Origin of the sequence: Streptomyces atriruber (assembly GCF_001418325.1) — a bacterium.
GTDB lineage: Bacteria > Actinomycetota > Actinomycetes > Streptomycetales > Streptomycetaceae > Streptomyces > Streptomyces atriruber.
Genome location: NZ_LIPN01000571.1, coordinates 1 through 11,293 on the forward strand (window position 1 = coordinate 1; position 11,293 = coordinate 11,293).

General features: G+C 71.1%; 10 protein-coding genes. 7 read left to right on the forward strand and 3 right to left on the reverse strand.

The window, feature by feature from the left end:
• The first annotated feature begins 137 nt into the window (after nucleotides 1-137).
• Complete coding sequence (locus tag AOK03_RS38575) at nucleotides 138-740, forward strand: GNAT family N-acetyltransferase (protein ID WP_055570017.1); 603 nt, start codon at nucleotides 138-140, stop codon at nucleotides 738-740.
• A gap of 31 nt (nucleotides 741-771) precedes the next feature.
• Here AOK03_RS38575 and AOK03_RS38580 read toward each other — a convergent pair whose 3' ends face one another.
• Nucleotides 772-1,608: a siderophore-interacting protein gene (locus AOK03_RS38580; RefSeq protein ID WP_055570018.1), complete on the reverse strand. Its 837-nt coding sequence runs from the start codon at nucleotides 1,606-1,608 to the stop codon at nucleotides 772-774.
• A gap of 52 nt (nucleotides 1,609-1,660) precedes the next feature.
• Nucleotides 1,661-2,599, reverse strand: a complete 939-nt coding sequence (locus AOK03_RS38585) for a 5'-3' exonuclease (protein ID WP_244177929.1) — start codon at nucleotides 2,597-2,599, stop codon at nucleotides 1,661-1,663.
• A 264-nt stretch (nucleotides 2,600-2,863) separates the two neighbouring features.
• On the opposite strand from AOK03_RS38585, the gene AOK03_RS38590 reads away from it, so the two are divergent.
• From AOK03_RS38590 to AOK03_RS38610, 5 genes are all read left to right on the forward strand, one after another.
• On the forward strand, nucleotides 2,864-4,003 hold the full coding sequence (locus AOK03_RS38590) for a quaternary amine ABC transporter ATP-binding protein (protein ID WP_055570024.1): 1,140 nt from the start codon (nucleotides 2,864-2,866) through the stop codon (nucleotides 4,001-4,003).
• Nucleotides 3,996-6,605, forward strand: coding sequence for an ABC transporter permease/substrate binding protein (locus AOK03_RS38595; protein WP_055570019.1), 2,610 nt, complete (start codon nucleotides 3,996-3,998; stop codon nucleotides 6,603-6,605). Before AOK03_RS38590 ends, AOK03_RS38595 begins: the two co-directional genes overlap by 8 nt.
• 157 nt (nucleotides 6,606-6,762) lie before the next feature.
• The gene (locus AOK03_RS38600) at nucleotides 6,763-7,752 is read left to right on the forward strand and encodes a hypothetical protein (protein WP_055570020.1); all 990 of its coding nucleotides are present in this window, start codon (nucleotides 6,763-6,765) and stop codon (nucleotides 7,750-7,752) included.
• A 105-nt stretch (nucleotides 7,753-7,857) separates the two neighbouring features.
• Nucleotides 7,858-8,433: a helix-turn-helix domain-containing protein gene (locus tag AOK03_RS38605; RefSeq protein WP_055570021.1), complete on the forward strand. Its 576-nt coding sequence runs from the start codon at nucleotides 7,858-7,860 to the stop codon at nucleotides 8,431-8,433.
• Nucleotides 8,434-8,455: 22 nt separating this feature from the next.
• A complete protein-coding gene (locus tag AOK03_RS38610; protein ID WP_055570025.1) occupies nucleotides 8,456-9,178 on the forward strand; it encodes a helical backbone metal receptor in 723 nt (240 codons plus the stop codon).
• Here AOK03_RS38610 and AOK03_RS38615 read toward each other — a convergent pair.
• Nucleotides 9,147-10,274, reverse strand: a complete 1,128-nt coding sequence (locus AOK03_RS38615; RefSeq protein WP_055570022.1) for a TDT family transporter — start codon at nucleotides 10,272-10,274, stop codon at nucleotides 9,147-9,149. The genes AOK03_RS38610 and AOK03_RS38615 overlap by 32 nt on opposite strands.
• A gap of 71 nt (nucleotides 10,275-10,345) precedes the next feature.
• Between AOK03_RS38615 and AOK03_RS38620 the strand changes: the two genes are divergently transcribed.
• Nucleotides 10,346-11,293 (forward strand): LysR family transcriptional regulator (locus AOK03_RS38620; RefSeq protein WP_055570026.1); only part of this gene is annotated, 948 nt, incomplete at its 3' end.

Consider the following 11,293-nt stretch of genomic DNA (forward strand, 5'->3'; position numbering starts at 1 on the left):
GGCGGTGGTGGCGGGGGTGTTCGAGGGTCTTCCGTGGCGGACGGGTGTGCGGGGCGCGCGGGGGCCGGGCCGGCAGGCCCATGTGCGCCCCGGAAAACCACTGCCGTCGCCCGTGCCCCCGCTGGCACCATGCGCCCATGCCTTTCAAGATCTCCGACATCGTCGCGGCCGGTTCCCTCGCCCGTCGTGTGCAGCCGACGCTCCCCGTTCCCGGCGGTCTCGTCCTGCGTCCCTGGTCGGCCGCGGACGTACCTGCCGTGTACGAGGCGTTCCAGGACCCCGTGATCCAGCGCTGGCACGCGCGCGTGGCGGATTCCGAGAGCGAGGTGCGCGGCTGGATAGAGGGCTGGCGCAAGGCGTGGGCGGACGAGCGCGACGCGTACTGGGCGATTGCCGACGCCGACACCGACGCGCTCGTCGGGCGGGTCGCCCTGCGGTGCATCGTGCTCGGCGACGGCCAGGCCGAAGTGGCGTACTGGACCATGCCGTCGGCGCGCGGCCGCGGCGTCGCCCCGCGCGCCGTCACCGCCCTCACCGAGTGGGCCTTCGAGGAAGTGGGCCTGCACCGCCTGGAGTTGAGCCACTCGATGGCCAACGACGCGTCGTGCCGCGTCGCCCTGAAGACCGGGTTCGCGGTGGAGGGCACCAAGCGCAGTGCGCTGCTGCACGAGGACGGCTGGCACGACATGCATCTGCATGCGCGGATCAGGGGCGAGGGGCCGCCCGCCCCGTCGGCGTGAGGCCGGGCCCCTGCGGGCCCGGCGGGCGGTGCTAGGCCGCCTGCTCCTGCTCCGCCTCCACCTGCGCGTTCCACTCCCGCTTGGAGGCCTGCCAGCCGTCCTCGTTGTGGCCGAGGCGCCAGTAGCCGGAGATGGAGAGGCGCTCGCGGGGGATCTCGCGCTCGATGCGGAGGTAGCGGCGGAGCTCCTTCACGAAGCCCGCCTCGCCGTGCACGAAGGCCTGCAGCTCGCCCGCCGGGAACTCCAGGGAGCGCACGGCTTCGATGAGGAGCTCGCCGACCGGGCGGTCGCCGCGGTGCAGCCAGACGACCTCCGCGTCCGTCGCGATCTTCTGCTCCTCCTCGGGGCCCTCGACCTCGATGAAGACGCGCGCCACCGCTCCCTCGGGCAGCGCCTCGGCCGCGGCGGCGATGGCGGGCAGGGCGCTCTCGTCACCGGCCAGCAGGTGCCAGTCGCTCTCGGCGGCCGGGGCATAGGCGCCGCCGGGGCCGAGGAAGCGCATCGTGGCGCCCGGCCGGACGTCGCGCGCCCAGGGCCCGGCGAGACCCTCGTCGCCGTGGATCACGAAGTCGAGGGCCAGCTCGCGGGCCTCGGGGTCCCAGGAGCGCACCGTGTACGTCCGGGTCACCGGCCACTGGTCGCGCGGGAACTCCTCGCGGATCCGCTGCATGTCGAAGGGCTCGGGATAGGTGACGCCCTCGGCGTCGAAGAGCAGCTTCACGTAGTGATCGGTGCACTCGCCGGCCGTGAACTCGGCGAGACCCTCGCCGCCGAGGACGACGCGCTGCATGTGCGGGGTCAGCCGCTCCGTGCGGACGACCTGTGCGACATGGGCCTTCGGTGCTTTGCGTGCCGGACGTTCTGCCATGGCGGCGGCCTCCCCTGATCCACAATTACTTAGGCTTACCTAAGCTAACACCTCAGGAGTGCAGGGTGGAGAGCAGCCGTTGCAGTGAGCCGCCCAGGCCCCACCGGGTCGCCAGCTCGTCGAGAGCGGCGGGATCGCGCGGCTCGCGCGGAAGCGCGAGGTCCACCTCGGGCAGGGGGACGTCGTCCGCCACTCGTACGACCTTCGGGGCGACCGCGACGTACGCCCGCGACTCGTCGAGCCGCCTGCGCTGCGACGGGGTGAGCTTCGACTTCGGGTCGTCCACGGCGGCCATGATCCCGGCCAGGTCACCGAAGGCGTCCAGGAGCTTGGCGGCCGTCTTCTCGCCGATGCCGGGCACGCCGGGCAGTCCGTCGCTCGGGTCGCCGCGCAGCAGCGCCAGGTCGACATAGCCGGGGCCATCCACGCCGTACTTCTCGCGCAGCCACGCCTCGTCCGTCATCTGGAGGGTGCCGACGCCCTTCAGGGGATAGAGGACGCGGATGCCGCGCTCGTCGTCGACCAGCTGGTACAGGTCGCGGTCGCCGGTGACGATGTCCACCGGGCCCGTGGCGCGGCCGGCGAAGGTGCCGATCACGTCGTCGGCCTCGTACGCCTCGACGCCCACGCGCGCGATGCCGAGCGCGTCGAGGACCTCCTCGATGATCGGCACCTGCGGGGAGAGCGTGTCCGGGATCTCCTCGGCGTCCGCGCCCAGGTCGACCTCCTCGGCGACGCGGTGCGCCTTGTACGAGGGGATGAGCTCGACCCGCCAGTGCGGGCGCCAGTCGGCGTCCATGCAGGCCACCAGGTCGTCCGGCCGGTGGTCCTGGACGAGGCGGGTGATGAAGTCGAGCAGCCCGCGCACGGCGTTGACCGGAGTGCCGTCCGGGGCCTTCATGGACTCCGGGACTCCGAAGTAGGCCCGGAAGTAGAGGGAAGCGGTGTCGAGAAGCATGAGCCGTCGTGTTCGCTGAGTCACATCGCGCATCATGCCGCACGGCACCGACAGTGCGAACGTGCTGCGCACGGCGGCGCGGCCGCGTTGCGCATCGCGCCGAACCGTGCCCACAGCGCAACGAATGTGACCTGGGTCACTCCTTGGTTTGTTCTGTGTAAGCACGGGAAGGCGCGCACTCGGAGCGAACCCGGTCGCAGATTCAACATTTCGATCGGTAAGCGGGCAGACCCCGTGCCGCTCCACGGCCCGCCGGCGGGGGAGGCGGGCCGTCTTGGTTCAACCCGAGAGGTGTATGTGTCCAGGCTGCAGGCCGAGCACTTGTACAAAGTGTTCGGCAGACGACCCGATGACGCGGTGGAGAAAATCCGCCACGGAGCCGACCGAGAGGAGCTGCGCGCCGACGGCACCACCGCTGCCGTCATCGACGCCTCCTTCGAGGTCGAGCCGGGCCAGATCTTCGTCGTCATGGGTCTCTCCGGATCCGGCAAGTCCACGTTGTTGCGCATGCTCAACGGGCTGTCGGAGCCGACAGCCGGCCACGTCCGCTTCGACGGTCAGGATCTGACCGAGCTGAGCGCCCGCGAGATGCGGGAGGTGCGCTCCAAGAAGATCAGCATGGTCTTCCAGCACTTCGCGCTCTTCCCGCACCGCAGCGTCCTGGAGAACGCCGGTTACGGCCTCGAGGTGCAGGGCGTGCCCCGCGCCGAGCGCGAGAAGCGCGCCACCGAGGCGCTGGAGCTCGCGGGCCTCAAGGGCTGGGAGAAGTCCTGGCCCGACGAGCTGTCCGGCGGCATGCAGCAGCGCGTGGGCCTCGCCCGCGCGCTCGCCACCGACGCCGACCTGCTCCTCATGGACGAGTCGTTCAGCGCGCTCGACCCGCTGATCCGCCGTGACATGCAGGACCAGCTCCTGGTGCTCCAGAAGCGGCTGATGAAGACCATCGTCTTCATCACCCACGACCTCAACGAGGCCATGCGCCTGGGCGACCAGATCGCCGTCATGCGGGACGGCCGCATCGTCCAGATCGGCAACGCCGAGGACATCCTGGTCACCCCGGCCAACGACTACGTCGCCGCGTTCACGCAGGACGTCGACCGCTCCCGGGTCCTCACCGCGGGCGCGATCATGGCCGAGCCCGACAAGGGCTTCGTGCAGGCCGACGCCCCCGCGACGGTCACCGAGGGCACGCCCATCATCGAGCTGTTCACGCCCTGCTCCACCAGCGAGGTGCCGGTCGCCGTGACCGACGCCGACGGCGAGCTCGTCGGTGTCGTGCCGCGGGCCAGGCTGCTCGCGGTGCTCGGCGAGCCGATGCAGTCGGAGACCGAGGCGGAGCCGCGGGACGCGGCCCCGGCCTCCGTACCCGCCCAGGACAAGGGCGACGCCCAGGGCAACGGCGACAAGAACGTGGGCAAGGTGAGCAGCGGTGCCTAGGATTCCTTTCGGCGACTGGGTCAATGACTCGGTCGAGTGGCTCAGAACCCACATGGACTGGCTGTTCGCGTTCGTCAAAACGATCTTCCAGAACATGTGGGACGGCGTCTTCGACGTCCTGTCCGGCCCCGCTCCGCTGCTGATGGCGGGCATCCTCGCCATCATCGCGTTCTGGCTGCGCGGCTTGCTCGGCGGTGTCCTCGCCTTCGTCGGCTTCGCCTTCATCGTCTCCCTCGAGCTGTGGGACAACGCGATGATGACGTTGGCCCTGGTGCTCGTGTCGACCTTCGTGGCGCTGGTCATAGCCGTGCCCGTGGGCATATGGGCGGCCCGTTCCAAGACGGTCAGCGGCATCGTCAGGCCGGTCCTCGACTTCATGCAGACGCTGCCCGCGATGATCTACCTCATCCCGGCGCTGCTGTTCTTCCGCATGGGCGCCCCCGCGGGCATCGTCGCCACGATCGTCTTCGCGCTCGCCCCCGGCGTGCGCATGACCGAGCTCGGCATCCGCCAGGTCGACAAGGAGCTGGTCGAGGCCGCCGACGCGTTCGGCACCACGCCCCGCAACACCCTGTTCCGCGTCCAGCTGCCGCTCGCGCTCCCGACGATCATGGCCGGTGTCAACCAGGTCATCATGCTCGGCCTCTCCATGGCGGCGCTGACCGGCATGGTCGGTACCCCGGGTCTGGGCGCCGACGTCAACGCGGCCATCGGCCAGCTCGACGTCGGTCTCGGCGCGGAGGCGGGCGTCTCCATCGTCATCCTCGCCATCTACCTGGACCGCGTCACCAGCGGCCTGGGCGGCCAGGTCTCCCCGCTCGGCCGGCGTGCGCTCGCCAAGCTGCGGGCCGCGCAGGGCCTAAACCTCTGGAACTACCGCCCCCGGCCCGTCGTCGCGATGGTCGGCGTCGTCGTCCTCGCGCTCGTCGCGGGCGGCATGAGCATCTTCGGCGGCACCAAGTCCGAGCCCGTGGCCGACTCCGAGGACGTCGGCCAGGGCAAGGAGATCAACATCGGCTACATCAACTGGGACGAGGGCATCGCCTCCACCTTCCTGTGGAAGGAGGTCCTGGAGCAGCGCGGCTTCAAGGTGAACGCCAGCCTTCTGGACGCCGGGCCGCTCTACACCTCGCTCGCCCAGGGCGACGTCGACTTCCAGACCGACTCGTGGCTGCCGACGACGCACGCCACGTACATGAAGAAGTACGGCGACAAGCTGGAGGACCTCGGCGCCTGGTACGACCGGACGTCGCTGGAGCTGACCGTCCCCGCGTACATGAAGGACGTCGACTCGCTCGACGACCTCAAGGGCAAGGGCGACACGTTCGACGGCAAGATCACCGGCATCGAGCCGAGCGCCGGTGAGATGCAGCTCCTGAAGAGCAAGGTCCTCAAGGCGTACGGCCTCGACAAGGAGTACAAGGTCGTCGACGGCTCCACCACCGCGATGCTGTCCGAGCTGAAGGCGGCGTACGCGAAGAAGGAGCCGATCGTCGTCCCGCTCTGGTCGCCGCACTGGGCGTACAACGACTTCGACCTGAAGAAGCTCAAGGACCCGAAGGGTGCCTGGGGCAAGGGCGACGGCGTGCACTCGCTGGCGCGCCAGGGCTTCTCCAAGGAGAACCCGCAGGTCGCCAAGTGGCTCAAGAACTTCAAGATGGAGGAGAAGCAGCTCACCAGCCTTGAAGCGGAGATCAACAAGGCCGGCAAGGGCAAGCAGCAGGACGCCGTGCGCGCCTGGCTGAAGAAGAACCCGAAGGTCGTCGACAAGATCGCCCCGCTGCCGAAGAACACCGGCGGCGAGGAGAAGAAGCGTCCGCTGAAGGCCGCGTACTTCGCCTGGGACGAGAACATCGCCGTCACCAACCTGTGGAAGCGCGTCCTGGAGAAGCGCGGCTACAAGATGGAGCTGACGCCTGCGGACGTCGGTCCGGCCTACACCGGTCTCGCGCAGGGCGACCTCGACCTCAACCTCGACGCCTGGTTGCCCACCGCGCAGAAGACGTACTGGGACAAGAACAAGGCCAACCTCAAGGACCTCGGCTCCTGGTACAGCCCGACCTCCCTGGAGGTCGCCGTCCCGTCGTACGTCAAGGACGTGAAGTCGCTCGAGGACCTCAAGGGCAAGGGCGACAAGTTCAAGGGCAAGATCATCGGCATCGAGCCGGGCACCGGCGTGATGCAGGCGCTCAAGGACAAGGTCCTGCCCGGCTACGGCCTTGAGGACGAGTACGAGATCGCCGCGGGCTCCACCCCCGCGATGCTCTCCGAGCTGAAGACCGCGTACTCGAAGAAGGAGCCGATCGCGGTTCTGCTCTGGTCGCCGCACTGGGCGTACAGCGAGTACGACCTCACCAAGCTGAAGGACCCCAAGGGCGGCTTCGGCAAGGGCAACACGATCCGTTCGCTCTCCAGCAAGGACTTCCCGAACCAGTACCCCCAGCTCACGAAGTGGCTCAAGAACTTCAAGATGAGCGAGAAGGAGCTGGCCAGCCTGGAGAACGAGATCAACAAGGCGGGCAAGAACAACGAGCCGAAGGCCGTTGACACCTGGCTGAAGAAGAACCCGGGCTTCGAGGAGAAGATGACCTCCGCGAAGTAGCTCCACCGGTCAGCAGTGCTCGAAGGGGTGGGCCTCGCCTTGTGGCGAAGCCCACCCCTTCCGGCGTTCCTGCGGGGGCCGCCGAGTCCCTAACCTCGACTGGGCCCCATCTCGAACATCTGAACGCCATCGAACATCCGAACGTGAGAATCCGCCCGTGACCGCAAGGCAGCCCAGGACCGCGCTCTTCGCCGTCACCGCCGCACTGGCCCTGGCCGCCGCCCTGCTCGTCGCGCAGCTCGCGCGGGCCGACAGCGCCCCCGCTTCCGCGGCCACCGCCCGCCTGGCCGCGCTCGCCGAGGACGTGACGGCCGCCGACGGCCACCGCTACGACGCGCGCGACCACACCGGCCGCACCATGGACGCCGCGCAGATCGAGCAGGCCCAGGACGGCAGCTACCTCGCCGTCTACCACACGCTCCTGGCCGACGGCCGCTTCCACGCGGCCGTCGCGACCTCCACCGACCTGCGCCACTGGCAGCGCCGCCACGACTTCGGTCCCGGCACCCACCAGGCCTCGCTCGCCCACGACGGCCGCGGGGGATACGTCCTCGCGTACGAGAAGGACCCCCGCAACCACATCGCGGTGCGGGCCTACACCAACCTGGCCGCGCTCCTCGACGGGCGTGCCCGCCGCGCCTTCGACGCACCGCTGACCCTCTCGCGGTGCGCCGAGGGAACCCCGAACATCACCGCCGTGCGCGGCGCCACGATCCACCTGACCGGGCACTACCGCGCGGGCTGCGACACCGACCGCCAGCTGCGGGCCACCCTGACCGGCTTCCGGCACTGGCACGCCGAGCCCGACCGCCGCCTGGACCGCGCCGTGCACGCCCGGGGCAACGGCGGCAACATCGGCGACCGGTCGCCCGTGCAGCTCGGCGGGCAGCGCGTGGTCCTCGTCGAGGGCCAGGGGCGGCGGGGCGACTTCGGCAGCTGGGGCACGTACGCGTACGACCCCGTGAGCGGCCGCGCGGACCGCCTCGACGTCCGTACGCACGGCGGCAGCCGCGCCTTCGCCAACCCCTCGGCGACCCTGCTCACCGATCCGCGGGGCCGACCGGCCCTGCTCGTGAGTCTGTTCGTGCCGACCGAGGGTTCCGCCTCCGGCGAGTCCGGACAACTGCTCTACTGGCAAGAGCTGTAGGAGGCGGTCTCGGCAACGGGGCAAAACAGTTTGGCGAACATGCGTAGGGTGCAGAAAACCCCTCAGGGTTGAGAGCGGGCCGATGCGCTGAAGGGAGTCGAGGCGATGGACGAGCACAAGGAGACGCTCCGGGTGGGCTCGGCGGTGCGGCGACGCCGCCGACAGCTGGAGCTCACCCTCGCGGTCGTCGCCGAGCGCAGCGGCCTCTCAGTGCCCTTCCTGAGCCAGATCGAGAACGAGCGGGCCCGGCCGAGCATGCGCTCCCTGCAGCGCGTCGCCGACGCCCTGTGCACCACCGACGTGGAGCTCCTCGCCGCCGCCGACCCGGCCCGCACGGTCGAGGTGGTGCGCGCCGCCGACGACACGGACCTGGACGGCTCCACCCCCGACGTGCGCGTGCGCGAACTGGCCCGCGGCCACCACCAGTTGCACGCCCTGGAGTTCATCGGGGACCACGACGAGGGCCGCGAGTTCCAGCACCGCAACGACGAGCTGATGTACGTCGTGGAGGGCGCCGTGGAGATGGAGGCCGAGGGCCGGGCCTACCGCCTGGGGCGCGGCGACACCCTGTTCCTCACCGGCGGGGTGCGGCACCGCTGGCGGGCCACCGTGCCGGACACCCGGGTCCTGGTGGTCGCTGTCGGGGACCACATCGAGGCCGTGGACGACAAGGGGCGCTGACGTGTCCCGCGCGCGTGGCCCGCTGCGGGTCGTCTCGCTGGTGCCCTCGCTGACCGAGGCGGTCGCCGTCGGCGCGCCCGGCGTGCTGGTCGGGGCGACCGACTGGTGCAGCCACCCGGCCGGCCTCGACGTCACCCGGGTGGGTGGCACCAAGAACCCGGATGTGCCCCGCATCGTCGCCCTCGCGCCCGACCTCGTCGTCGCCAACGAGGAGGAGAACCGCGAGCCCGATCTGGCGGCGCTGCGCGCGGCCGGGATCGAGGTCCTCGTGACCGAGGTGCGGACGCTGGACCAGGCCTTCCGGGAGCTGGCGCGGGTCCTCGCGGCATGCGGGGCCGAGCGGCCGCGCTGGCTGACGGAGGCCGAGGCGGCGTGGCGGGAGGTGCCGCGCCCCACGGCCCGGCTGCGGGCGGCCGTCCCCATCTGGCGACGGCCGTGGATGGTCCTCGGCCGTAACACCTTCGCGGGGGACCTCCTGGCGCGCCTCGGCGTCGACAACGCGTACGCCGGTCACGCGGAGCGGTATCCGCGCGTGCCGATCGAGGAGCTGACGTCGGCGGACCTCGGCCTCGACCTGGTGGTGCTGCCCGACGAGCCGTACCGCTTCACGCACGACGACGGCCCCGAGGCGTTCCCGGACACACCGGTCGCGCTGGTCGGCGGCCGCCATCTCACCTGGTACGGACCGTCCCTGGTCGAGGCTCCGGCCGTGCTCAGCGGGGCGCTGCAAGCAGTCGTCCGCTGAGGACGCCCTTCAGGGTGTGGGTCAGGGCGATGGCCCAGGCGGTCACGAGGAGTACGAACAGGGCGGTCGCCAGCCAGTCGAACACCACCAGGCCGGTGTGGTTGCCCAGGCCCTCCGCGCCGGTCACGCAGGTGCCGACGGGGAAGGTGAACGCCCACCAGGTCATCGCGAACCCCATGCCACGGCGCCGGGCGCGCACCACCATCGCCCCGGCCAGCGCCAGCCACATCAGGGCGAAGCCCATCACGGGCACGCCGTAGAGCACGGCGAAGGCGAGGAAGCCGTGGTCGAGGGAGGCGGGTACGACGCCCGGTGCGAAGTCGGCGAACTTGTTGGTGGCGGTCGTCGACTGGCCCAGCGGGCCGAGCACCAGGAACAGGGTGGGGGTGAGGGCCAGGGGCAGCGGGCCGGCGGTCACCAGGCGGGCGAAGATCACCGGCAGCATCACCAGGGTGGCGAGCAGGCTCAGGCCGAACATCGCGAAACACGCGTACAGCATCGTCTGCTGGGCCTGGCCCGTGGGCAGGTGCGGGATGAGCAGCGGGCCGACGGCCGCCGACACCATGGGGGCCACCACCGGGAGCAGCCAGACGGGGGAGGCCTGGTCGGCGGCGATGCGGTGCCGGACCACCATCAGGTAGGGGATGGCGACGGCGGCGGCGAGCCCTATGAGGGTGCCCGCGGTGAACAGCACCGTGTCGACGGCGACGGCGGCGTTTGTGCCGATCCAGTCCTTGCCGACGATCAGGGTGCCGCCGCCGACCGCGAGCAGCGCCATCGACAGGCAGCCGTAGAAGGGGGCCACGGTCGGGTCGAGGAGGTGGGTGCGGGCCTGGTCGCGGTGGTGGATCCAGTGCGCGACGCGGGCGGTGAGCAGGACGGCGAGCATCACGAAGGACAGCGCCCACACGATCGTGCAGCCCGTGCGCAGTCCTGTGAACCGGTACGGCAGCGTCGCGCCCGCGTTGGCGATGATGGCGGTGCCCATGACGGAGGCGTACCAGTTCGGTCCGAGGTGACGGACCGCGAGGACGCGGCGGACGGCGGCCGTGGGGGAGGTGCCTGCGGAGGCGCCGGGGTGAGCGGTGGTGACCATGTGTCCACGGTCGTACGGAGCGGGGGTCCACCACCAGGGAGCGCTCGTCTATGAGGGCATAAGCTGGCTTTATGAGTACGTCCCCTGTGTCCCCTGCGTCCCCCGAGTCCTCCGGCGTCCCCGATGCATCGCTCGCGCACCGCGTGCCCGATCTCGGGGCGCTCCAACTGCTGCTCGCCGTGGCCAGACTCGGCAGTCTGGGGCGGGCCGCGCGGGAGCTCGGGATCACTCAGCCCGCGGCCAGCAGCCGGGTGCGCGCCATGGAGCGCCAGCTCGGCGTCGCCCTCGTCGACCGGTCGCCCCGCGGCTCGCGCCTCACCGCCGCGGGCGCCCTGGTCACCGACTGGGCGGGGCGGATCGTGGAGGCGGCGGAGGCCTTCGACGCGGGGGCGCAGGCGCTGCGCGTCCGGCGGGACTCGCGGCTGCGGGTGGCGGCCAGCATGACGATCGCCGAGTACCTGATGCCGGGCTGGCTGATCGCCCTGCGCACCCAGCGTCCTGACACGGCGGTGTCGCTGCTCGCGGGCAACTCCGCGGCCGTCGCGTCCCAGCTGCTCTCCGGCGAGGCCGACCTCGGCTTCGTCGAGGGGCTCACCGTGCCGGGCGGGCTCGACGAAGTGGTCGTCGCGCACGACCGCCTCGTCGTCGTGACGGCGCCGGGGCATCCGTGGGCGCGGCGTCGGAAGCCGCTCGGCGCCGCGGAGCTGGCCGCGACGCCGCTGATCCTGCGCGAGGAGGGCTCGGGCACCCGCCAGGTCCTCGACGCGGCGCTCGGCGGCCTCGCCCGCCCGTTGATCGAGCTCTCGTCCACGACGGCGGTGAAGGCGTCCGCGGTGAGCGGCGCGGGTCCCTCGGTCCTGAGCGAGCTGGCGGTGGGCGAGGAGCTTGCGGCCCGGCGCCTGGTGGAGATTCCCATGGCGGAGGTGCGGCTGCGCAGGGAGCTGCGGGCGGTGTGGCCGACGGGGCACCGTCCGGCGGGGCCGGGGCGGGATCTGCTGGCGTTGACGCGGAGCGGTGGG